This window comes from [Actinomadura] parvosata subsp. kistnae (genome assembly GCF_900323885.1).
Lineage (GTDB): Bacteria > Actinomycetota > Actinomycetes > Streptosporangiales > Streptosporangiaceae > Nonomuraea > Nonomuraea composti.
In genome coordinates, this window is the sequence record NZ_OOHJ01000018.1 from 3,508,876 (window position 1) to 3,530,035 (window position 21,160).

Here is a 21,160-nt window from a genome sequence, read left to right on the forward strand (position 1 = left end):
TCGGCGGCCGGAGGGTCACGTGACGGACGTGCATCCCGAGCATGCCCAGCTCCAGGCGGACCGCATCTACCTGGGCTGGCAGTACATCCTGCTGCACCCCGACCCCGGCCCGCCGCCCAAGCGTCCCTCGCCCGTCGAGGAGGAGCCCCCGGAGGGGCCCGATCCCGTCCGGCAGGAGCTGCTGCGCCGCGAGCGGCTGCAGGAGGACATGCTCAACCGGCCGGTACGGTTCCTGCGCCTGGTCATGCTGGCCCTGACCGTGGTGATCCTCGCCGCCGCCCTGGCCGGTTACCTGGCCTGGCCGTTCGCGCTGGTCGCGCTGGTCGCCGCGGGCGGCGTGGCGGCGATCCTCAGCTACGCGCTGCTGCAGGGCGACCGGGCCGTCAAGTACCGGGTGCTGGAGCAGCAGGCCAGGGACGAGCGGCAGCGCAGGGAACGCGACAAGGACCTGTTCCGCGCCCAGGAGGAGCACGCCCAGCGCTACCGGGAGTGGCAGGAGTCGAAGGAGCGCTACGACCGGCAGCTCACCTGGTACGCGGTGGCCGTACCGGACGAGATCGACCGCATCGACGTGGCGGGCGGCACCTTACCCGGCTGGTCCGCGCTGGTCACGCTGCTGGGCGCCACCCGGCTCTACAGCGGCGGGCACCTGACCGTGCTGGACCTGTCGGAGGGCGCGATCGCGAAGGACCTCATCGAGCTGGCCCGCAAGGGCGGCGACGACCCGCTGGTGTGGGTGCTGCCGGTCGATCTGCCGAAGCTCGACCTGGGCGCCACGCTCAAGCCGGAGGCGTTCGCGGACGTGCTGGCCCACGTGGTGAGCGTGAGCGAGGAGCAGCGCAGCACCCGCGACCTCAGCTTCGACAACGCGATCCTGGAGCGCGTCCTGGAGGTGCTGGGGGAGAACGCGACGATCAGCCAGGTCACCGCCGCGCTGCGGGCGCTGGCGCAGGTGGGCGACCCGCGCGACGACCTGCGGTTCGGGCTGATCACGGCGACGCAGCTCGAACGCATCGGCACGCTGTTCGGGCGCGGCGTGAGCGACCGGGTGGTGATCGAGCGGGCCTGGGCGCTGGAGTCGCAGCTCCGGAAGCTGGAGACGCTCGGCACCGAGGCCGTGCGGCTGCCGCCCGCCAGGCTGCGGGTGGTGAGCATGGACCGGCAGGCCGGGGTGTTCGGCAACCGGGTGCTCGGCACGTACGTGGCGACCGCCCTGACCCACATCCTGCGCCAGTCGCCCTCCTCCGACCGGCCCTGGTACCACACGATCATCGTGGCGGGCGCGGACAAGCTCAGGGGCGACGTGCTCGACCGGCTCATGGACGCCTGCGAGACCTCCCGGACGGGGCTCGTGCTGACGTACCGGTCGCTGACCCCGACCGTGCGGGAACGGCTCGGCAGGGGGCACGCGGCGGTCGCGTTCATGCGGCTCGGCAACGCCGAGGACGCGCGGGTCGCCAGCGAGCACGTCGGCACCGAGCACCGCCTGGAGCTGGCCCAGCTCACCGAGACGATCAGCGAGTCGCTGCCGGGCCTGGACGGCGGCTACACCTCCACGATCTCCCAGGTCGAGGACGACCGGGAGGAGCACGACGGCGACCGCGCCGACCTGGCCGAGGACATCACCGAGTCCACCGAGTGGGGCAGGACCGCCGACAAGATCTCCGAGAAGGAGCGGGTGCTGCAGCGCTCGCGCGAGTTCCTCGTCGAGCCGCACCAGCTCCAGCAGCTCCCCACGACGTCCGTGATCGTCACGGACGCCACCGCCGACGGCCGCCGGGTCCGCCTCGCCGACGCGAACCCGGCCATCCTCACCTTCCCCAAGACCACGCTCGGCGAGCTGGAGGACGTCCGTGAGGCCGTCCTGGCCCTCGACCCCCGGGCCGGCGACGGCAACGGAGAGCCGCCGCCGAACCTCGGGCCACCACCGCCACGCCTGGACTGGCGCAAGGGCAGGCAATGACATGGTCAATGTCAACGTGACGAGCTGACGGTTGGCGGAATTTAACAAAGAACCGTCTGTGGGGGATTGAAATGCAGCCGAGTGTCTCGCTGAGCGGGCCCTGGTATCGAATTCAGTCGATCGCAGCACCCTCGCGAAGCTCGTCGGCGGAGTGGGATTTCGTCACCGTGCTTCCCGCGGTGCTGTCTGCGGCGCAGCGTGGCCGGCCGTTCGTCATCGGCTGGTTGTCCCGGGGCTCGGGGGCGCCGCTCGAACTCATCACGAACGCGGGCCCGCTGTCGCCGCCGCGCCAGCCGCGCAGGTCCACCGACCTGCCGGACGACCCGAGCGGGCCGCAGCCGCTGCTGTTCCCGGGCGGCGCGCGCGGGGTGCTGCTGAACGAGGAGTACCTGGCCGACCTGTCGGACCTGGTGTGGACGCCGTGCCCGGGGCGGCAGGCGCCGCCGCTGGGCAGCAAGGGGCGCGAGTTCGACCCCGACGAGCTGAAACGGCCCACGCTGTTCGAGTCGACGCTGGTGACGCTCATGTCGCGGCCGTTCGCGTGGCTGGTCGTCGCCGAGCCGACCGACCTGCTCGACGCCGAGGTGGCGCACCTGCGCACGCAGCTCAACGTGCTGCGGCAGTACGGCGACGCCTCCGAACGCTCCCGCTTCGACGCCGAGCGGGCCGAGCGGCGCATGCAGGAGCTGGACGCCTTCCGCGAGGCCGGCCTGTGGAACGTGCGCGTGCTGGCCGGCGGGGCCACGGCCGAGGAGCTGCGGCAGATCGCGCCCGTGCTCGTCGGGTCCGTCGAGATGAGCCAGCACCCGTACCGGCTGCGCAGCTCGCACGGGGCCGCGTACACGCTGACGGAAGCGCTGGCGATCACCATGCAGGACCCGGCCGACGGCGCCGCCGCCCCGTTCGCCGCCACCGCGGGGGCGCTGGCCGCGCTGGCCGGGCTGCCCCGGCGGGAGGTGCCCGGCGTGCGCGTGCTGGACTCGGGCTTCTTCGACGTGACCTCCGAGTCGGACGGCGGCGAGCTGGAGCTCGGCGAGATCCTCGACGGCCAGGACCGGGGGGTGGGCGCGTTCCGGGTGCCGCTGGCCACCCTGAACCGGCACGCGTTCGTCACGGGCGCCACCGGCTCGGGCAAGTCGCAGACCGTGCGGCACCTGCTGGAGCAGCTCAGCAGGGCCCGCATCCCGTGGCTGGCCATCGAGCCGGCCAAGTCCGAGTACGCCGCCATGGCCGGCCGCGTCGACGACCCCGTCACCGTGATCAACCCGTCGGCGCCCGACGGCGTGCCGTTCAGCGTCAACCCGCTCGAACCCGAGCCCGGCTACCCCGTCCAGGCGCACATCGACATGGTCAGGGCGCTGTTCATGGCCGCCTTCGACGCCGAGGAGCCGTTCCCGCAGATCATGTCGCTGGCGCTGCAACGCGTCTACGAGGCGACCGGCTGGGACGTCGTCACCGGCGGCGCCGTGCCCGGCTCGAACGTCCCGCCCAGCGTCCCCACCCTCGAACAGCTCCAGCGGCACGCCATGGACGTGATCAAGGAGATCGGCTACGGCCGCGAGGTGCAGGCCGACGTGGAGGGCTTCATCTCGCTGCGGCTGCGCTCGCTGCGCGTCGGCTCCGCCGGCCGCTTCTTCGAGGGCGGCCACCCCGCCGACATCGGCGGCCTGCTGGAGCGCCAGGTCGTGCTCGCCATCGAGGACGTCGCCAACGACGAGGACAAGGCGTTCCTCATGGGCACCCTGATCATCCGGATTGTGGAGCACCTCCGCATGCGGGCCAGGCGGGAGCGCTCCGGCGGGCTGCGGCACGTCATCGTCATCGAGGAGGCGCACCGGCTGCTGCGCGACCGCGGCACCGGCCGGGCCTCCACCCACGCGGTCGAGCTGATGGCCGGGATGCTCGCCGAGATCAGGGCGTACGGGGAGGGCATCGTGGTGGCCGAGCAGATCCCCACCAAGCTCGTCTCCGACGTCGTCAAGAACACGGCGCTGAAGGTCGTGCACCGGCTGCCCGCCGAGGACGACCGGCAGCTCGTCGGCGCCGCCATGAACCTCAGCGACGAGCAGTCCCGCCACGTGGTCTCGCTGCAGCCGGGCTCGGCGGCGGTGTTCGCCGGCGGCATGGACCGGCCGCTGCGGGTGCGCGTCCCGCTCGGGGAGTCCAGGGAGAAGGCGCTGCCGGGGCCGCCGCCGCCGATCCGCGGGCGCCGCTCGGCCGCCTGCGGCGCGCAGTGCCGCACCGGGCAGGCGTGCACGCTCGTCGAGCTGCGCGAGGCCGACGTGCTGGCCGGCGCGGCCGAATGGGCGTGGCTGCGCATCTGGTGCGACACGGTCGTGCTGGCCTTCGTCGGCAACCGGCCGCTGCCCGGCGTGCCGCGCGCCCTGTCGGCCGCCTGGGCGGAGCTGCCGGCGCGGCGCCGCGAGTGCCTGCTCGCCACTCTTGTGGAACGGGCGGTGCAGCGGCGCGCCTGGGCCCTGCGCACCTGGTTCGACCCGGCCCTGCTGACCGAGAAGGCCGCCGAGACCGCCACCCGGCTGCTGGCCGGCGCCGACAGCGGCGGCGAGCGCCCCGGCGCCTCGTGGGTCATCCCGCAGGTGCGCTGGCTGCACGAGGTGGACCGGCTCTTCCCGTACGGGCAGCCGGCCCCGAACCTGCGCAGCCCCGCCCCGCCCATGGAGTACGCCCTGTTCCGCCAGCCCGGCGGCGGCCACGGCTCCGTCGAGCCCGAGCTGCTCGGCCACCGCGCCAAGGCCCTGCGCCACCACCCGCTGTCGATGGAGGTGGACCACAACAGGGCGCTGGCCTGGCGGGTCATCCTCGGCGACGACGAGCACGAGGGCGTGCAGCGCGACATCGTGACGGTCGCGATCGGCGTCGAGTCCTCGGCCAGGATCCGGCACGTGGGGCAGACGATGGGGGCGGGGTGGCTGGAGAGCGTGCTGTCGTGGCCGCGCCGCTTCGTGCTGCCGTTCGAGCACGGCGGCTCCCCGGAGATCGCCTTCACGGAACCGCCGGGCTCATGACCGCCGCCACCGCGTCTTGATCGCAAACGGCCGGGTTTTCGCGCGTGTCTCCAGACTTGGGGCCAACGCCGACTAGGATCCATGCACATGACCCAGCTTCCTCTGCGGGCCCAGCTCGCCAGTGCCCTGGGCCGCAGCGCCGCCACGCTGTCCAGGATGACCGGGCGTGGCGACGGCTCGGTGATCGGCGGACGGGTCGGCCTGCTGCTGGAGCCCGACCTCCTGCGCCAGCTCGCCCGCGACCGCAAGCTGGCCCTGGTCAGTGCGACCAACGGCAAGACCACCACCACCCGGCTCATCACTTCGGCGCTGCTGGAGCTCGGTGAGGTGGCCACCAACGCCTTCGGGGCCAACATGCCCGCCGGTCACGTCTCCGCGCTCTCCCAGCACAAGCGAGCCCCGTACGGCGTGCTGGAGGTGGATGAGAAATACCTGCCCGAGGTGCTCGCCACGACCGGCGCCGGCGTCGTCTGCCTGATGAACCTCAGCCGCGACCAGATGGACCGCGCGGCCGAGATCTGGCTGCTCGCCCAGAAGTGGCGCAAGGCCCTGTCCGGCAAGCCCACCCACGTCATCGCCAACTGCGACGACCCGCTCGTCACGTGGGGCGCCTCCACCGCCGCCAAGGTCACCTGGGTCTCGGGCGGCCAGCGGTGGAAGGAGGACTCGTGGTGCTGCCCCGAGTGCGGCGGCCCGCTCGACCGCAAGGACGCCGACTGGGCGTGCCGGGAGTGCACGTTCCACCGTCCCGAGCCGCAGTGGGTGGTCGACGGCGACGCGGCGATCGACCCGCGCGGGCAGCGCTGGCTGCTCGACATCCAGCTGCCCGGCCAGGCCAACCGCTCCAACGCGGTGATGGCGCTGGCGGTGGCCGAGACGTTCGGGGTGCCGGTCGACCGGGCGCTGCCCCGGCTGCGCGAGGTGACCTCGGTGGCGGGCCGCTACACCACCGTCGAGCGCGACGGGCGGCACGCGCGGCTGCTGCTGGCGAAGAACCCGGCGGGCTGGCTGGAGGCGTTCGACGTCGCCGACCCGCAGCTGCCGATCATCCTGTCGGTCAACGCGCAGGGCCCCGACGGGCGTGACACGTCGTGGCTGTGGGACGTCGACTACCGCATCCTGCGCGGCCGTCCCGTGTTCGTCACCGGCGAGCGCCGGCTCGACCTCGCGCTGCGCCTCGACGTCGCCGACGTGCCCTTCACGTTGTGCGGCACGTTCATGGAGGCGCTGGCCATGCAGCCGCCGGGGCGGGTGGACGTGATCGCCAACTACACCGCCTTCCAGCAGATCCGATCGGAGTTCGGCCGTGCCGTCTGACAGCGCCCTTCGCATCGTCTGGATCTATCCCGACCTGATGAGCACGTACGGTGACCAGGGCAACGTGCTGGTCCTGGAGCAGCGGGCGCAGCGCCGGGGGATCGAGACGGAGACGATCCACGTCCGCTCGGCCGATCCGGTCCCCGAGACCGGCGACATCTACCTGATCGGCGGCGGCGAGGACCGCCCGCAGATCCTGGCCGCCCGGCGGCTGCGCAAGGACGGCGGCCTGCACCGCGCGATCGCGCGCGGTGCTTCGTTGCTGGCCGTGTGCGCCGGCTACCAGATCATGGGCACCACGTTCGGCGGCGAGGAGGGCCAGCCGGTCGAGGGCATCGGCCTGCTCGACATCTCCAGCTCCCGCGGCCCCGCCCGCGCGGTGGGCGAGCTGGTCGCCGAGGTGGACGCGGCTCTCAACCTGCCCACGCTGACCGGCTTCGAGAACCACATGGGCGTCACCCACCTCGGCCCCGGCGTCCGGCCGCTGTCGAAGACGGTCAAGGGCGTGGGCAACGGCGACGGCTTCGAGGGCTGCTACGCCGGGCACGTGGTGGGCACGTACCTGCACGGGCCGGCGCTGGCCCGCAACCCCGCGCTGGCGGACCTGCTGCTGTCGTGGCGGGTGGGAGACCTGCCGCCGCTCGACGACTCCCGCTACGAGGCGCTGCGCCAGGAGCGCCTGGCGACCGTCCTGCAAGACTGACCGCGACCCGCCCCCCGGCCGCTCCCGCGGCCGGGGGCGAATGATGCCGGTCTTGGGGTAGGACGTCCGCCGTGGGATCCACGGTCACCGTCCCCCAGACGCGCACGATGGGCGGCGAGGAGCTGTCCGCCGACGACGCCTGGGAGACGCTGCGCAAGTACGGCGTCTGGCACTTCGTGCGCGACTCGTTCGTCAGGTTCCGCTACGGCGACGGCATGAGCCACGCGCGGGCCCTGGCCTTCCAGATCTGCCTGGCCATCATCCCCGGCGCCATCGCCGTGGTCGGCCTGAGCGCGGTCACCCACCAGGAGGAGCTGGGCCGGGTGCTGCGGCTCACGCTGAGCGCCCTGGCGCCCGGCGGCGGCGCGCGGGCGGTCTCGGAGGTGCTCGACGGCGGGAAGGGCGCCAAGGACGAGCTGGCGCTCTGGCTGGGCCTGGCCACCACGCTGGCCTCGCTCACCACGGCGATGGCCCAGTTCGAGCGGGGGGCGAACCGGATCTACGGCGTGGAGCGCGACCGGCCGTTCCACCGCAAGTACGCCAGAGCGGTGGTGCTCGCGCTGACCGCGGGCCTGTGCATGATCACCGGGTTCACGGTGCTGGTGGGCGGGGGCGAGCTCGGGCACGCGCTGGGCGAGACGTTCGGCTGGGGTGCCGGGGCCCGCCGGGCCTTCGCCGTGGCCCGCTGGCCGCTCGGCTTCCTGCTGGCGCTGGCGTCCATGGTCACGCTGTTCCGGGCCGCGCCGCGGCGCCGGCAGCCGGGGCACACGTGGCTGGCCGTGGGCGCGCTGGTGGCGCTCGGGTTATGGACGCTGTTCACGCTGGGCCTGGCCGCCTACACCGAGTACAACAGCACGTTCGGCGACACGTACGGGCCGTTGACGGCCGTCATGGCGCTGCTGCTGTGGTCGTTCCTCAGCTCGGTCGCGCTCTTCCTGGGGCTGGCGTTCGCGGCGCAGCTGGAGGCGTGCCGGGCCGGCTGCGTCGAGCCCGCGCACCCCGACCCGGGGCCCACGGCCGAGGAGGAGCGCGAGCCCTTCGTGGGTGAGGTGGGGTCGGCGGTGATCGCCGCGTTCAGAAGGGTCTTCAGGAGGGTTTGACATGCAGCCGTTCGGCTGCCTATTTTGGAAAAGGCAGCCGAACGGCTGCATGTTGGGATGGCGAGAGACGATGGACGAAGTGTTCAAGGCGCTGGCGGACGCCAGCCGCCGCAGGCTGCTCGACAGCCTGAACGCGCGCAACGGCCAGACCCTGCGCGAGCTGTGCGCGGGGCTCGACATGGCCAGGCAGTCGGTCAGCAAGCACCTCGCCGTGCTGGAGGAGGCCAACCTGGTCACCACCGTGCGGCGCGGGCGGGAGAAACTGCACTACCTGAACGCCGTGCCGATCAACGCCATCGCCGAGCGCTGGATCAACAGGTACGACCGCCGGCGCGCCGACGCCCTGGCGGATCTCAAAACGGCTCTGGAGGACCACCCGATGGCCAACGACCCCGACTTCGTCTACACCACCTACATCCGCACCACCCCCGAACGCCTCTGGCAGGCGCTCACCGACCCCGCCTGGACCGAGCGCTACTGGGGCGTCAAGCTCGACTCCGACTGGGCCGTCGGATCACCCGTGACCTGGGAGTACCAGGGCGTCACGATGAAGGACCCCGAGCAGGTCGTGCTGGAGTCGGAGCCCGGCAGGCGCCTGGCCTACACCTGGCACACCTTCACGCCGGAGTTCGCCCGGGTCGCCGGGTTCAGTGCCGACCAGCTCGACTCCCTCATGAACGACCCGAGGTCCGCCGTCAGCTTCGACATCGAGCAGCAGGGGGAGCAGGTCAAGCTGACCGTCACGCACGGCGGCTTCGGGCCCGGCAGCGCCGTGCGCAAGGGCATCAGCGGCGGCTGGCCGCAGATCCTGTCCAGCCTCAAGACCCTGCTGGAAACCGGCCAGACCCTGCCCGCCGGTCAGTAGACCAGCGCCTGCACGCCCTCCGTCGTGACCTCCTCCACAAACGCCGGCGCCCCTGCGATGCGGACCCCCTCGATGAGGTCGTCCACGGTGATGTTGCGGCGGGCGGCGCACTGCGTGCAGAGCGTCACCCGGCCGGCCGCCAGCACGGCGTCGAGCAGGTCGGCCAGCGGAGCGGCGTGCGGCAGGGCGAACTCCTTCGCCCTGCCCGGGAGCGCGAACCACGACGACTCGCCGGTCAGCCACAGGGAAACGGATACACCGCTCGCGAGCGCGGCGGCCGCGACCGTGAACGCCTGGTTGCAGCGCTCGGGAGCGTCGGCCCCCGCGGTCACCTTGATCACCAGTGATCGTGCCATGTCCGCCACCCTAGCCCCGCACGAGCCCGTACGGGCGTGCCACGCCACTACGCTTGAGTACCATGGAAGAACCTGAGGTGCACCCCGACCTGGAGCCCATCGCGTTCCTGCTCGGGCGGTGGGAAGGCGCCGGCGTGGGCGGCTACCCGACGATCGAGAGCTTCAACTTCGGCCAGGAGATCGAGTTCGGCCACAACGGCAAACCGTTCCTGACCTACGTGAGCCGCACCTGGCTGCTCGACGAGGCCGGCAACCGCGTCAAACCGCTGGCCACCGAGTCCGGCTACTGGCGGCCCCAGCCCGACCGGCAGATCGAGGTCGTGCTGTCGCACCCCACCGGGATCGTCGAGATCTACATCGGCGAGGTCGTCTTCCACAAGATCGAGCTGCGCACGGACGTGGTCGCGCGCACCGCCTCCGCCAAGGAGTACACCGCCGGCCACCGCCTCTACGGCCTCGTCAACGGCAACCTCATGTGGGCCTACGAGATGGCCGCCGTCGGGCACCCCCTCACCGACCACATGTCGGCCGAGCTGAAGAAGGTGGCCTGACCCCATGAGCGGCGCCCCGTTCACCGCCGACGTCGTCGAGGCGATCAAGCGGCACATGAACGACGACCACGCCGACGACGGGCTGACCATCGTCCGCGCCCTCGGCGGCCGGCCCGACGCCCAGACGGCGCTCACCAGCGACGTCGACGCCGAAGCCATCACGTTCACGATCGACGGGGGCGAGCGGGTGCGCGTGCCCTGGGGCGAGACCCTCACCGAACGCGCCCAGGTGCGCAAGGCCGTCGTACGGCTCTACCGCGAGGCGTGCGCCAAGCTCGGCCTCCCGGCCCGCGGCGAACACTGACCACATCACCCCGGAAATTGAAGAGGGCCCCAGGCAACACTCCGCCGATGCGGCGGGCCGGATGGACCATGGTCGGGATCGAACGTCCCGCCCTCCGGCTGCCAGGGGCCCCGGTGGTTGCCTCGTATTCGCGTCACGTCACGAGACAACAGTCCGCGACGTCAGCGGACAACCACCTCGCTAGCCCGACTATGACTAACCATTATTCGGACCACCTCCTTTCCGCGTACCCAAGAAGCTATGCGCTCCGCCGCGAAACGGGCAAGTGAATATCGTCCGGCCGTAGTATCGAAGGCATGACCGAGACGCAGTGGCATGAGGAACTCCGCGCCAAGGGCTACCGGGTCACCCCCCAGCGCCAGCTCGTGCTGGAGGCGGTCAAGGAGCTGGAGCACGCCACACCCGAGGAGATCTGCGTCAAGGTCCGCCAGACCGCCCGCGGCGTCAACATCTCCACCGTCTACCGCACGCTGGAGCTGCTCGAAGAGCTCGGCATGGTCACCCACACCCACCTCGGCCACGGCGCCCCCACCTACCACCTGGCCGCCGAGGCCGACCACGTGCACCTGGTGTGCCGGGGGTGCGACGAGGTGTTCGAGGTCCGGCCCGAGCTGGCGGACGGGCTGGTCAGGGGGCTGGACGAGGAGCTCGGCTTCGTCGCCGACGTCCACCACCTCACGGTCTTCGGCCGCTGCCGCAACTGCTGCTGACCCCCCTCACCACCCCGGGCGAGTGCGACGGGCACCGGGCAACGGGCGCCGGCGGTACGGATAGCCTGGATGGCATGCGTAGCCCTCTGCTCGACCTCCCGGGCGCCGTACCGGCGGACGCCCCCGACTCCGACGTAGCCGCGCACTACGGCGACCTGTTCGCCGAGCAGCGCGCACTGGTCAAGGGAGAGGCGGTCGTCGACCGCAGCAACCGCGAGGTGATCCGCATCTCCGGCGCGGACCGCCTGAAATGGCTCAACGACCTCACCTCGCAAAAGCTCGACACGCTCAAACCGGGCGAGTGGACGCAGACGCTCGACCTCGACCTCCAGGGCCGCGTCCAGCACCACCTCACGCTCACCGACGACGGCGAGAGCGTCCTGGCCCACGTGGAGCCGGGCACCGCGCAGAGCCTGATCGACTACCTCGACCGCATGCGGTTCATGCTGCGCGTCGAGGTCTCACGGGCCGACGACCTGGCCGTCCTGTCCACGGCCACCGAAGACTTCCTCGTGCCGCGCGCCGAGCTCGCCGACCACCTGGGCAAGCCGCTGGCGGGGCTGTGGGCGTACGAAGCGCTGCGCATCGAGGCGCACCGGCCCCGGCTCGGCTTCGAGACCGACCACAAGACGATCCCGCACGAGGTGGGCTGGATCGGCGCGGCCGTCCACCTCAGCAAGGGCTGCTACCGCGGCCAGGAGACGGTGGCTCGCGTCCACAACCTGGGCCACCCGCCGCGGCGCCTGGTCTTCCTGCACCTGGACGGCAGCGTCGACACCCTGCCCGCGCACGGCGCGCCCGTGATCTTCGAAAGCCAGGAGGTGGGCGTCGTCGGCTCCGCCGCCCGCCACCACGAGCTGGGCCCCATCGCCCTGGCCGTCGTCAAACGCACGGTCCCGGTGGACGCACCCCTTCTGGCGGGCGGGGTAGCGGCCTCCCAGGAGGTCATCGTCCCCCCGGACGCCGGCCGCAACGTCACCATCGACCCCTCCCTCCGCCGCCGCATCCGCTAACCCCACCACCCCACCCGGGCCCGCACCTTACCCACGCGCCGCGCGCCACCGCACCGGCCTACGCGCCCGACTCACGGCGCCCGCCGCCCGCCCCTCGGCCCTCGCGCCGACCCGCCCGCGCAGGACAGCCCGCGCAGGCTCACGTGCCGGAGTGCCTGATGCGAACCGGCGCCGGGTCGGCGGGCCGGTGTGCGGTGGCGCCCGGCGCAACGCGCGCGGCGCCCAGGGTGGCGTGGTGTCCGGTCGTGTGGTGGGCTTGCGTGGCACGTGTGGCGCGCCGCTTGCGCGTCGGGATCCGCGCCGGGGCGCTGGGGGTGTGCATGTCCGGCTGGTGCGCCCGGCGTGCGCCTCCGGCTGGCGCCCATGCTCGGGCCTGCGTGGCGGGCGCCTCGTGTGGACCGGCGCCGGGTCGGCGGGTCGGTGTGCGGTGGTGCCCGGCGCAACGTGCGCGGCGCTCGGGGTGGCGTGGTGGGCGGCCGTGCGGTGGGCTTGCTCGGCACGTGTGGCCCGCACCTCGGACTGCCCACGCAGGCTCACGTGCCGACCCGCCTGGTGCGAACCGGCGCCGGGTCGGCGGGTCGGTGTGCGGTGGTGCTCGGCGCAACGTGCGCGGCGCCCGGGGTGGCGTGGTGGGCGGCCGTGCGGTGGGCTTGCGCGGCACGTGTGGTGGGCTTGCGTGGCACGTGTGGCCCGTGCCCTGTCCTGCCAGGGCCTGCGTGGCGGGCGGGCCGGCGCCGGGTCGGCGGGGCGGTGTGTGGTGGTGGGCGGCGCAATGTGCGCGGTGCCCAGGGTGGGAGTGGGGGGCGGGGGCCGAAATGTCACATGTCCACGACCAGGGTGATCGGGCCGTCGTTGACCAGTGAGACCTTCATGTCGGCCCCGAAGACCCCGGTCTCCACCCGGGCCCCCAGTGCCCGTAGTTCCGCCACCACCGCATCCACCAACGGTTCAGCCACAGGCCCTGGGGCGGCGGCTTGCCAGGTGGGGCGGCGGCCCTTGCGGGCGTCGCCGTACAGGGTGAACTGGCTGATGACCAGGAGCGGGGCGGACACGTCGGAGCAGGACTTCTCGCCGTGCAGGATGCGCAGGCCCCAGAGTTTGGCGGCGAGCTTGGCGGCTTCGGCGGGCGTGTCGGTGTGGGTGACGCCTACCAGGACGAGGAGGCCGGGCTCGGTGATGGCGCCGACGACCTGGCCGTCGACCTCGACCGAGGCCGAGCTGACTCTCTGTACGACTGCTCGCATGGCATCCCATTCTGGACCAGGACCGAACGCTTCATACACTCATGTCGAATGTCGAAAGGGAAAGCGATATGTCGATGATTGTGGAAGTTGTCCGGTCCGGGTTCGTGGAGTCGACGCATCAGGCCCGCATGCTGACCGTGGACGCGGCCGGCCGCCCGGTCGAGACCAGGGGTGCGGTGCACGTGCCGGCCTCGCCGCGGTCGTCGATGAAGCCGCTGCAACTGCTCGGCATGTTGCGCAGTGGCCTGCGGCTGGAGGGTGAGCTGCTGGCGCTGGCCTGTGCCTCGCACTCCGGTGAGCCCTTTCACGTGGACGGCGTCAGGAAGATCCTGGCGGGCGCGGGGCTGGACGAGTCGGCGTTGCGGTGCCCGGAGGATTATCCGTTCGATCGCGCGGTGACGGAGCGCGGGCGCGTCTACATGAACTGCTCGGGCAAGCACGCCGCCATGCTGGCCACTTGCGTGGCGAACGACTGGCCGCTGACCACCTACCTGGAGCCGGCGCATCCGCTGCAGCGGGCGATCCGGGAGACGGTGGAGGAGCTGACCGGCGAGCGGGTGGCGGCCTCGGGGGTGGACGGGTGCGGGGCGCCGCTGTTCTTCGTCTCGATGCTGGGGGTGACGAAGGCGTTCCGGGCGTTCCCGATGTCGTCGGAGGACTCGTACGAGCGCAAGATCTTCGACGCGATGCGCACCTACCCGGAGTGGACCTCCGGCACGGACCGGCCGGAGGCGAAGCTGATGCGGGCGTTGCCGGGGCTGATGCTGAAGGCGGGGGCGGAGGCGTTCGACGCGTTCGCGTTCGAGGACGGGCGCGCGGGCACCGTCAAGATCGAGGACGGCTCCCCGCGCGCCCGCGTGCCCGTGACCGTGGCGGCGCTGCGCTCGCTGGGCCTGGACGCGCCCGAGCTGGATGAGCTGGCCAGGGGTGTGGTGCTGGGCGGCGGCCGGCCGGTCGGTGAGCTGCGGGTCCGCTGAGGTGGCCCGGCTCGGGGTGCTTCAGGAAACGGGTGGCTGGTCGTCCGGGACGCGGTCGGCGAGGCGTTCGTAGCGTTGCCGGGCGGCCTGGGGGGTGCCGAGGCCGAGGCCGAAGGCGATGTCCTGCCAGGTCATGCCGCGACCGCGGGCGAGCTGGAGCAGCGTGGCCTCGAGCGCGTCCAGCTCTCCCCGCACCAGCGGGACGAGGGTGAGGGCGGCGGTGATGTCGGCGTGGTCGACGGCCGCTTCGCCGTCGTCGAGCGGCGCGGCCCCGCTGAGGAGGAACGTCACGAGCCGGACGGCCTCGTGCGGCGCGAGCGCCGACGGGTGGACCTGGCGCCGGCGCTGCTCGTCGGTGGCCGCGTGCCGCTCGGCGATGCGGTGCAGGGACGCGTAGACGCGCTGCGCCCTGGCCTGCTCGGGCTGCGGTGGGTTGAAGAGGTCGGCGTCGGAAGGCATGTGATCACGATGGTGCAGAAAGGGTGTGTTGTCAACAGGACGTGTTGAACAATCTGTTCAAAGGCTACCTTGACGTCAGCGTCAAGGTTCTAGCGTGGCGGGCATGAGATTCGGCATCAGTTACAGCACGCCGCACTACGGGGTCGACCCCGATCACCTCGTGGCGTTCGCGCGGCTGGCCGAGGAGTGCGGGTTCGAGTCGCTGTACGTTCCCGAGCACGTCGTGCTCTACCGGGGCGCCCGGGTCGGCTCCTTCGAGCTGCCGCCGGCGCTGCCGTACGCCGACCCCCTCGACACCCTGACGTTCGTCGCCGCCCGCACGGAGCGGATCCTGCTCGGCACCGGCGTCCTGCTGCTGCCCTACCACCATCCCGTGACGCTGGCCAAGCGGCTGGCCACCATCGACGTGCTGTCCAAGGGCCGGATGCGGCTGCTCACCGTGGGGCTCGGCGCCCTGCCGGGGGAGGCGGCGGCGATGGGGGTCGACTTCGCGACCCGGGGGCGGCGGGCCGACGAGGCGATCGACGTGCTGCGGCTGCTCTGGGCGGGCGACGAGGACGGCGTGCGCTATGCGGGGGAGTTCTTCGAGCTGGAGGGCCTGGTCAGCTATCCGAAGCCGTACGAGAGCACGGGGCTGCCCATCCACGTCGGCGGGTCGAGCCGGGCGGCGGCGCGCCGGGCGGGCCTGCGCGGCGACGGCTTCTTCCCCGGCGGCCGGCTGCGTCCGGAGGAGGTGGCCGAGCTGTGGGAGCTGGCCCGCGCCACCGCCGCCGGGGCGGGCCGGGACCCGGACGCGCTGGAGTACACCCGCTTCGGGGCGATCGACATGCCGGACGGGCGGGTCGAGGAGCTGGCCGCGCGCGGGGTGACGCGGCTGGTCGTCAGCCCCTCGTCCGTCGAGCCGGACGATCAGCGCGCGGAGCTGGAGGCGTTCGCGGAGCGGTTCTTCTAGAGGGAGCGGAACTGGCGGGTGGCGGAGATGGCGCCGGACGTCGTCGTGGTGAACGTGCGCATCGAGCCGGCGAACTTCGACAGGTCCCACTCGGCCGGCCCGTGGTACCAGTACAGGTTGTCGGCCTGGTGCCCGTTGCCCGTGACGGAGGCGACGACGCGCGACCAGTGCTCCACCCCGTCGAAGATCACGGCGTAGGGCAGGTAGCGGGAGAACAGCTCGACCCGGTGCTGCTCGGGCACGTCCCCCAGCTCGCCGGAGAACAGGTACTGGCGGAACCCCATCGTGTGCGCGAGCGCCGCCGAGCCCTTGGCGGTCTTGGCCGGCATGTACTGGCCGCCGACGGCCAGCGCGCCGCCCGCGATGACCACGGCCAGGCCGAGCAGCCCGTACGTGGTGAACCAGGCCAGCCCCACGGTGGCGAGCAGCCCCACGCCGACCAGCACGATGCCGATGGTGGTCCATCGGGTGCGCTCGGTGTCGGGGCGGCGGGCGAACCAGCCCTGCCGCACCACGTCCGCGTAGAGCGCGTCGCGCACCTTGCCGAGGTGGGCCGCGAACGAGCCGGACAGCTGCGACAGCAGCACGGCGTCCCGCCCGTCGAAGATGGCCTGGTAGAGCGCCAGCTCGTACGGCAGGAGCGCGTTGACGGGCGCGTTCGGCAGCCGGACGAGCATCCAGTCGGGGGCGTCGTAGGTCTGCCTGGGCTGCTCGTCGATGCGCAGGTAGCCGCGCACGGCGAGGTCGACGATGGTGGCGGTGACGTCGATGACGTCGGCCTGCTCGTCGACCAGCGTGCCGATCTGGCCGGGCCGCACCCCGTCGGGCGGGCTGAAGTGCCCGTTCTGTACGGGATCGACCTTGCCGCTCTCGTGGCCGGCGACCCGGGCGTCGCGCCCGCGCGTCCAGTAGAGCAGGCCGACGCCGCCGAGCAGCAGCACGAGCAGCCCGGCGAGGGCGCCGCCGGTGACGGTGTCGAGGGTGAACGCGGCCGACAGGGAGAAGCGCTTGTCGAGGATGGGCTTGCCGCTGGTGGAGCCCTTCGGGTATCCGACGATGACGGTGAGGGCCTGGTCGGGGGCGATGTCCTCCTGCTCGAAGTCGGCCTGGGTGGCGGCGTGGTCCATGGAGGCGGAGGTGCAGCCGATGGCCGAGGTGAGCGCGCCGGCGAAGCAGGACAGGTTCTGGACCTGCCCGGGGCCGCTCACCTTGACCGTGGCCTTGGCGACCGGCTGGTTCCAGCCGTTCACGGCGAACCAGCGCAGCTCCTCGATGCCGCCCGACGGGGTCACGGCCCCCTTGACGTCGTACTCGACGGTGGGGCCCGTCACGGTGAGCACGTCGCCGGACAGGGTGCCACCCTTGACGTTCGAGATCCGATAGAGGCGGTCGTTGCCGTCGTCGTAGCGCGTCCGCGTGATGAACGTGCGCTTGGCCTGCCCCGACGCCCCGCTGATCTTCTCGACCACGTGCAGGGTGCCGTCCTTGCCGAGGGTCATCGTGACCTCGTCCGTCATCCCGGCCTCCGCTGCGAGGGCGGCGGGGGTCGCGGCCAACGTCAGAGCGGTGGCCGCCAGGGCGGCCATCGTGAGTCTGATACCCATGGCGGCAAATCGTATCGGTTCGTACCTGGTCAGGTGAGTGTGATGCTGTTCGCCGCACGCTGGATGCTCTCCGGCGCGGCGCCCTGGCCGGGGTTCTCGTGCGCGAGCGCCTGGTTGGCCTCGACGAAGGGGCGCATGCGCCGCTCGTACCGCTCGAAGGCGCCCTCCGGCTCGGCGCCGAGCTCCTGCGCCAGCACGTACGCGCCGACCAGCGCCAGGCTCGTGCCCTGCCCGGACAGCGGCGAGGCGCAGTAACCGGCGTCGCCCACCAGCGCGACCCGCCCCTTCGTCCAGTGCTCCATTTTCACCTGGGCCATGGCGTCGAAGTAGAAGTCGTCGGCCTTCCACATGGCCTCCAGCAGCCTGGGCGCCTGCCAGACCTCGGAGCAGTGCTCCTGGACGAGCCGCTTCTGCTGCTCGACGTCGCGGTGGTCGTAGTCGATCACGCCGGCCCTGAAGCCGAGGTTGACCCGCATCTCGGCCGGCTCGCGGTCGCTGAACAGCGCGCCGCCCGCCTCGCCCGCGTTGAACCAGGTCTGCCAGTGGTCGAGGCCGAGGAAGTTGTCGGCGGTGTAGATGGAGACGTAGGTGCCGAGGTGGTGCAGGAACTCCCGCTCGGGGCCGAAGGCGAGCCGGCGCACGTTGGAGTGCAGGCCGTCAGCGCCGATGACGTAGTCGTAGCGCTCGCTCCACCCGCCCTCGAACGTGACGGCGCCGTCGTCGCCGAGCGTGGCGATCGAGTCGCCGTAGACGTAGCGGGCGTTCGTGGCTTCCATGAGGACGCGGTTGAGGTCGTCCCGCATGATCTCGATGTCGGGGCTGTCGAAGCGGCCGCCGCTGAGCGTGGCCTCCTCGTTGCGCATGATCTCGTTGCCGTCGCCGTCCACCATGCTCATGCCGCGCATGGTGGTGCGCAGCGCGCGGATCTGCTCCAGCACGCCCATGCGCTCGACCACGGTCAGCGCGGCGCCTCTGATGTCGATCGCCTGCCCGCCCTTGCGGGGCGCCGGCGCCCGCTCGACCACCGTGACGTCGAAGCCGTGCCGGCCCAGCCAGTACGCCAGGACGGGGCCGCCGACGCTCGCGCCCGAGACCAGAACCTTCATGATGTCTCCCGTGTGTGTTGACGTTGTACGCAGAACTGAATGTACGGGGTACATACAGCAGGTGGCAACGGTATAGTGGGAGGATCTGTACTAGTACAGGAGGACGCATGGAAGCCCCGCCCCACGCCCGCATCGCCGCAGACATCAAGCAGCGCGTCACCGACGGCCGGCTCCGCCCCGGCGAGCGGGTGCCCTCCACCCGGCAGCTCGCCCGCGACTGGAACGTCGCCCTGGCCACCGCCGCCAAGGCGCTGGCGCTGCTGGCCCGCGAGGGCGTCGTGGTGGCCGAGCCGCGCGTGGGCACGGTGGTGGCGGAGCGGCCCGGCACCCCGGCCAAACCCCGGCCAGGGGCGTCGCCCGAGCACGAGCTGACGCGGCGCCGCATCGTCCGCGCGGCCATCGAGATCGCCGACGCGGAAGGGCTGTCGGAGCTGACGATGCGCGCCGTCGCCGGGCGGCTCGGAGCGGCCACCATGTCCCTCTACCGGCACGTGGGCGGCAAGGACGACCTGGTCATGCTCATGGTGGACGCGGCGTTCGCCGAGTTCCCGCTGCCCGCCCAGCGTCCCGAGGGGTGGCGGGCGCGGCTGGAGGCGTCGGCGCGGGCGCAGTGGGCCGCCTACCGGGCGCACCCATGGATGGCCGGGGCGACGCCGCTGACCCGGCCGGTGCCCTCGGAAGCCCTGCTCCAGCACTCCGAGCTCGCCCTGGAGGCGCTGCAGGAGACCGGCCTCGACGCCACGACCCGGATGTACGTGACGATCCTCATCTACAGCTTCGTCCAGGGCATCGCCGCTCACATCGAGCTGGAGCAGCGCGCCAGGGCGAGCACCGGCATCACGGACGAGGAGTGGCTGAGCGGGCAGGAGGAGTTCATGAGCCGCATCATGGCCACGAACCCCGCCTTCGCCCGGATGATCGGCGAGCTGGGCGGCGACTTCGACCTCGACCTCGACCGGCTCTTCACGTTCGGCCTGCAGTCGCTGCTCGACGGCCTGACCGGGCTGATCGAGGGCCGCTAGCCGGAGATCCGGACGCGCGGAGGCTGGCCGAAGATCTGGACGCGCGGAACGTCTAGTCGGAGATCTGGATGCGCAGGCGGCGGAAGCCGCGGCCCTTGCTCTCGATCTTGGCGACCTTGATCCGCCCGATCTGCTTGGTCGAGGCCACGTGCGTGCCGCCGTCGGCCTGCGTGTCGAGGCCGACGATGTCGACGATGCGCACGTCCTGGACGGTCTCCGGCACCAGGTTCGTGGCCGTGCGGATGATGTCGGGGATGGCGAACGCCTCCGAGCGCGGCAGCACCTTCACGTCGATGCGCCGGTCGGCCACGATCTCGGCGTTGCAGGCGTCCTCCACGGCCTCCTTGAAGCCGGGCGGCACCTCGGGCAGGTTGAAGTCCATGCGGGCGCTGAGCTCGTCCATGTTGCCGCCGGTGACCAGGCAGCCGTAGTCGCGGAAGACGACCCCGCACAGCACATGCAGGCCCGAGTGCGTGCGCATGAGGGCCGAGCGGCGCGCGTCGGCCACCGCGCCCTCGACCACGGTGCCGACCGGCGGGATCGGGTCGCCCTCCGCCGGGATGAGGTACAGGTCGTCGCCCTTGCGCACGCCCACGATGCGCGTCTCCACGCCCTGCCAGAGCAGAACTCCGTGATCGGCCGGCTGGCCGCCCCCGCCTGGATAGAATGCCGACCTGCTCAGCACGATCCCCTCCGGCGTGGCGTCCAGGACGACGGCCTCGAAGTCGCGCAGGGTCTGGTCGGACAGCTCCAACCTTTGGGTACGTCCGTGGAGATCGGTGCTCATATCGGCAGCCTAGTGCCCTGAGGTGGTCATGCGTGGCCTGATGAGACGCGTCCTGGCGGTCGTCGCGGTGCTGGGGCTGCCCTCGTGCGCGTCCGCGGCGAAAGCGCCGCCGGCCGTCAGGGAGCGGGCGCCGGTGATGATGTTCGTGGGCGACAGCTTCACCGTCGGGTCGGGGCCGGTGCCGCCCTGGCGGTCGTACGCCACGCAGGCGGCCCGGCTGCTGGGCGGGCAGCCGATCATCGCGGGCGCGGCCGGCACGGGCTTCTGCAACGAGGGGCGGGCGGGCCGCACGTTCCAGCGCTCGTACGAGGAGGAGCTGGCCTGGCGTCCGGCCCCCGACCTGCTCGTCATCGCGGGCGGCCACAACGACCGGCGCTGGAGCCCCGAGCAGGTGCGCGGGGCGGCCGCGAGCCTGCTGGCCGAGGTGCGCGCGCACTGGCCGCGCACCAGGACGGTGGTGATCGGCCCGCTGTGGCTCAAGGAGCCGCCCAGGAAGGCGTACGCGGTGCGCGACGCGGTGGCGCAGGCGGCCAGGGCGGGGAAGGTGACCTTCCTCGACCCCATGCGCGTGAGCTGGCCCGAGGAGGCGATCCTGCCCGACGGCGTGCATCCGACGCTCGCCGGGCACCGGAGCCTGGCCACCTGGCTGGCGGCCCAGCTGGGCTGACCTACCAGGGGCCGTACGGGCCGTTGTTGCCGCGACCGCCCATGCCCTTGACGGCGGGCTTGACGTCGACGATGTAGATCGTGGCCGCGATGACGGCCGCGATCGAGAACAGCCCGAAGTTGACGCCGAGGAACGCGCCGCCGCCGACCAGCATGAAAGCCTGGAGGTAGGTCAGCGCCCCACCGGCCGAGAACAGCGTGGCCAGGCCGAGGATCAGCAGCCACAGGTTCTTCTTCAGCTTGCCCGCCGCGACGAACGCGTTGGGCGGCACCCGCAGCGCGTGCACCAGCGCGTAGATCGACATGCCGAGGATGGCCACGGAGAGCACCACGAAGAGGAGGTTGAAAAGGCCGTTGATCATGCTCATGTCGTCGTCTCCGCCCAACACCGCTAGGGAATCGGCTTCAGCCTAATAGGCGCCCCCGACATGCGGG

General features: G+C 72.0%; 21 protein-coding genes. 14 read left to right on the plus strand and 7 right to left on the minus strand.

Going from position 1 to position 21,160, the window contains the following annotated elements:
• Window positions 1-19 precede the first annotated feature (19 nt).
• From KIS93_RS36665 to KIS93_RS36690, 6 genes are all read left to right on the plus strand, one after another.
• Window positions 20-1,963, plus strand: coding sequence for a hypothetical protein (locus KIS93_RS36665; RefSeq protein ID WP_186404612.1), 1,944 nt, complete (start codon window positions 20-22; stop codon window positions 1,961-1,963).
• 179 nt (window positions 1,964-2,142) lie between these two features.
• Window positions 2,143-4,989 (plus strand): ATP-binding protein, encoded by a 2,847-nt coding sequence (locus KIS93_RS36670; RefSeq protein ID WP_230465629.1) that lies wholly within the window; start codon window positions 2,143-2,145, stop codon window positions 4,987-4,989.
• 87 nt (window positions 4,990-5,076) lie between these two features.
• A complete protein-coding gene (locus KIS93_RS36675; protein WP_080043366.1) occupies window positions 5,077-6,306 on the plus strand; it encodes a Mur ligase family protein in 1,230 nt (409 codons plus the stop codon).
• The gene (locus tag KIS93_RS36680) at window positions 6,296-7,009 is read left to right on the plus strand and encodes a type 1 glutamine amidotransferase (protein ID WP_080043365.1); all 714 of its coding nucleotides are present in this window, start codon (window positions 6,296-6,298) and stop codon (window positions 7,007-7,009) included. The genes KIS93_RS36675 and KIS93_RS36680 overlap by 11 nt, the downstream gene beginning before the upstream one ends.
• A gap of 71 nt (window positions 7,010-7,080) precedes the next feature.
• The gene (locus KIS93_RS36685) at window positions 7,081-8,109 is read left to right on the plus strand and encodes a YihY/virulence factor BrkB family protein (protein WP_080043364.1); all 1,029 of its coding nucleotides are present in this window, start codon (window positions 7,081-7,083) and stop codon (window positions 8,107-8,109) included.
• 70 nt (window positions 8,110-8,179) lie between these two features.
• Window positions 8,180-8,974 (plus strand): ArsR/SmtB family transcription factor, encoded by a 795-nt coding sequence (locus tag KIS93_RS36690; protein WP_080043363.1) that lies wholly within the window; start codon window positions 8,180-8,182, stop codon window positions 8,972-8,974.
• On the opposite strand, the gene KIS93_RS36695 is transcribed toward KIS93_RS36690, so the two are convergent.
• Window positions 8,968-9,330: a DsrE family protein gene (locus KIS93_RS36695; protein ID WP_080047300.1), complete on the minus strand. Its 363-nt coding sequence runs from the start codon at window positions 9,328-9,330 to the stop codon at window positions 8,968-8,970. The genes KIS93_RS36690 and KIS93_RS36695 overlap by 7 nt on opposite strands.
• Window positions 9,331-9,392: 62 nt before the next feature.
• Here KIS93_RS36695 and KIS93_RS36700 point away from each other — a divergent pair, with 62 nt between their 5' ends.
• The 4 genes from KIS93_RS36700 to ygfZ all read left to right on the plus strand — a co-directional run bounded on the left by KIS93_RS36700 (window position 9,393) and on the right by ygfZ (window position 11,908).
• The gene (locus KIS93_RS36700; RefSeq protein WP_080043362.1) at window positions 9,393-9,881 is read left to right on the plus strand and encodes a heme-binding beta-barrel domain-containing protein; all 489 of its coding nucleotides are present in this window, start codon (window positions 9,393-9,395) and stop codon (window positions 9,879-9,881) included.
• Window positions 9,882-9,885: 4 nt separating this feature from the next.
• Window positions 9,886-10,185 carry a DUF2470 domain-containing protein gene (locus tag KIS93_RS36705; protein WP_080043361.1) on the plus strand — a complete coding sequence of 100 codons (300 nt, stop codon included), beginning with the start codon at window positions 9,886-9,888 and terminating at the stop codon, window positions 10,183-10,185.
• A 296-nt stretch (window positions 10,186-10,481) separates the two neighbouring features.
• Window positions 10,482-10,895 carry a Fur family transcriptional regulator gene (locus KIS93_RS36710; protein WP_080043360.1) on the plus strand — a complete coding sequence of 138 codons (414 nt, stop codon included), beginning with the start codon at window positions 10,482-10,484 and terminating at the stop codon, window positions 10,893-10,895.
• A gap of 74 nt (window positions 10,896-10,969) precedes the next feature.
• On the plus strand, window positions 10,970-11,908 hold the full coding sequence (ygfZ, locus tag KIS93_RS36715) for a CAF17-like 4Fe-4S cluster assembly/insertion protein YgfZ (RefSeq protein WP_080043359.1): 939 nt from the start codon (window positions 10,970-10,972) through the stop codon (window positions 11,906-11,908).
• A gap of 818 nt (window positions 11,909-12,726) precedes the next feature.
• On the opposite strand, the gene dtd is transcribed toward ygfZ, so the two are convergent.
• Window positions 12,727-13,152 carry a D-aminoacyl-tRNA deacylase gene (dtd, locus tag KIS93_RS36720; protein ID WP_080043358.1) on the minus strand — a complete coding sequence of 142 codons (426 nt, stop codon included), beginning with the start codon at window positions 13,150-13,152 and terminating at the stop codon, window positions 12,727-12,729.
• A gap of 68 nt (window positions 13,153-13,220) precedes the next feature.
• Here dtd and KIS93_RS36725 point away from each other — a divergent pair, with 68 nt between their 5' ends.
• On the plus strand, window positions 13,221-14,129 hold the full coding sequence (locus KIS93_RS36725; RefSeq protein WP_080043357.1) for an asparaginase: 909 nt from the start codon (window positions 13,221-13,223) through the stop codon (window positions 14,127-14,129).
• A gap of 21 nt (window positions 14,130-14,150) precedes the next feature.
• On the opposite strand, the gene KIS93_RS36730 is transcribed toward KIS93_RS36725, so the two are convergent.
• Window positions 14,151-14,588, minus strand: coding sequence for a DNA-binding protein (locus KIS93_RS36730; protein ID WP_080043356.1), 438 nt, complete (start codon window positions 14,586-14,588; stop codon window positions 14,151-14,153).
• A 103-nt stretch (window positions 14,589-14,691) separates the two neighbouring features.
• Here KIS93_RS36730 and KIS93_RS36735 point away from each other — a divergent pair, with 103 nt between their 5' ends.
• A complete protein-coding gene (locus tag KIS93_RS36735) occupies window positions 14,692-15,540 on the plus strand; it encodes a TIGR03619 family F420-dependent LLM class oxidoreductase (protein ID WP_080043355.1) in 849 nt (282 codons plus the stop codon).
• Here KIS93_RS36735 and KIS93_RS36740 read toward each other — a convergent pair.
• Entirely contained in the window at window positions 15,537-17,144 is a 1,608-nt protein-coding gene (locus tag KIS93_RS36740) for a DUF2207 domain-containing protein (RefSeq protein WP_230465628.1), read from the minus strand. The genes KIS93_RS36735 and KIS93_RS36740 overlap by 4 nt on opposite strands.
• A gap of 29 nt (window positions 17,145-17,173) precedes the next feature.
• Entirely contained in the window at window positions 17,174-18,250 is a 1,077-nt protein-coding gene (locus KIS93_RS36745) for an FAD-dependent monooxygenase (protein WP_080043353.1), read from the minus strand.
• Between the two features lie 107 nt (window positions 18,251-18,357).
• Here KIS93_RS36745 and KIS93_RS36750 point away from each other — a divergent pair, with 107 nt between their 5' ends.
• Window positions 18,358-19,272, plus strand: coding sequence for a TetR/AcrR family transcriptional regulator C-terminal domain-containing protein (locus KIS93_RS36750; protein WP_080043352.1), 915 nt, complete (start codon window positions 18,358-18,360; stop codon window positions 19,270-19,272).
• A 52-nt stretch (window positions 19,273-19,324) separates the two neighbouring features.
• Here the strand turns inward: KIS93_RS36750 and KIS93_RS36755 are convergent, their stop codons facing one another.
• The gene (locus KIS93_RS36755; protein ID WP_080043351.1) at window positions 19,325-20,059 is read right to left on the minus strand and encodes an alanyl-tRNA editing protein; all 735 of its coding nucleotides are present in this window, start codon (window positions 20,057-20,059) and stop codon (window positions 19,325-19,327) included.
• Window positions 20,060-20,099: 40 nt separating this feature from the next.
• Between KIS93_RS36755 and KIS93_RS36760 the strand changes: the two genes are divergently transcribed.
• Window positions 20,100-20,726 carry an SGNH/GDSL hydrolase family protein gene (locus tag KIS93_RS36760; protein ID WP_080047299.1) on the plus strand — a complete coding sequence of 209 codons (627 nt, stop codon included), beginning with the start codon at window positions 20,100-20,102 and terminating at the stop codon, window positions 20,724-20,726.
• 1 nt (window position 20,727) lies between these two features.
• Here the strand turns inward: KIS93_RS36760 and KIS93_RS36765 are convergent, their stop codons facing one another.
• Window positions 20,728-21,093 carry a DUF2516 family protein gene (locus KIS93_RS36765; RefSeq protein ID WP_080043350.1) on the minus strand — a complete coding sequence of 122 codons (366 nt, stop codon included), beginning with the start codon at window positions 21,091-21,093 and terminating at the stop codon, window positions 20,728-20,730.
• Window positions 21,094-21,160 lie beyond the last annotated feature (67 nt).

Excerpts from the sequence above, each read along its gene's own strand:
- KIS93_RS36710 (WP_080043360.1), top strand. The coding sequence starts at position 10,482 with ATGACCGAGACGCAGTGGCATGAGGAACTCCGCGCCAAGGGCTACCGG.
- dtd (WP_080043358.1), bottom strand. The coding sequence starts at position 13,152 with ATGCGAGCAGTCGTACAGAGAGTCAGCTCGGCCTCGGTCGAGGTCGAC.
- KIS93_RS36765 (WP_080043350.1), bottom strand. The coding sequence starts at position 21,093 with ATGAGCATGATCAACGGCCTTTTCAACCTCCTCTTCGTGGTGCTCTCC.
- KIS93_RS36675 (WP_080043366.1), top strand. The coding sequence starts at position 5,077 with ATGACCCAGCTTCCTCTGCGGGCCCAGCTCGCCAGTGCCCTGGGCCGC.
- KIS93_RS36730 (WP_080043356.1), bottom strand. The coding sequence starts at position 14,588 with ATGCCTTCCGACGCCGACCTCTTCAACCCACCGCAGCCCGAGCAGGCC.
- KIS93_RS36700 (WP_080043362.1), top strand. The coding sequence starts at position 9,393 with ATGGAAGAACCTGAGGTGCACCCCGACCTGGAGCCCATCGCGTTCCTG.
- KIS93_RS36735 (WP_080043355.1), top strand. The coding sequence starts at position 14,692 with ATGAGATTCGGCATCAGTTACAGCACGCCGCACTACGGGGTCGACCCC.
- KIS93_RS36690 (WP_080043363.1), top strand. The coding sequence starts at position 8,180 with ATGGACGAAGTGTTCAAGGCGCTGGCGGACGCCAGCCGCCGCAGGCTG.
- KIS93_RS36755 (WP_080043351.1), bottom strand. The coding sequence starts at position 20,059 with ATGAGCACCGATCTCCACGGACGTACCCAAAGGTTGGAGCTGTCCGAC.
- KIS93_RS36745 (WP_080043353.1), bottom strand. The coding sequence starts at position 18,250 with ATGAAGGTTCTGGTCTCGGGCGCGAGCGTCGGCGGCCCCGTCCTGGCG.
- KIS93_RS36725 (WP_080043357.1), top strand. The coding sequence starts at position 13,221 with ATGTCGATGATTGTGGAAGTTGTCCGGTCCGGGTTCGTGGAGTCGACG.
- KIS93_RS36705 (WP_080043361.1), top strand. The coding sequence starts at position 9,886 with ATGAGCGGCGCCCCGTTCACCGCCGACGTCGTCGAGGCGATCAAGCGG.
- KIS93_RS36760 (WP_080047299.1), top strand. The coding sequence starts at position 20,100 with ATGAGACGCGTCCTGGCGGTCGTCGCGGTGCTGGGGCTGCCCTCGTGC.
- KIS93_RS36740 (WP_230465628.1), bottom strand. The coding sequence starts at position 17,144 with ATGGGTATCAGACTCACGATGGCCGCCCTGGCGGCCACCGCTCTGACG.
- KIS93_RS36750 (WP_080043352.1), top strand. The coding sequence starts at position 18,358 with ATGGAAGCCCCGCCCCACGCCCGCATCGCCGCAGACATCAAGCAGCGC.
- ygfZ (WP_080043359.1), top strand. The coding sequence starts at position 10,970 with ATGCGTAGCCCTCTGCTCGACCTCCCGGGCGCCGTACCGGCGGACGCC.
- KIS93_RS36695 (WP_080047300.1), bottom strand. The coding sequence starts at position 9,330 with ATGGCACGATCACTGGTGATCAAGGTGACCGCGGGGGCCGACGCTCCC.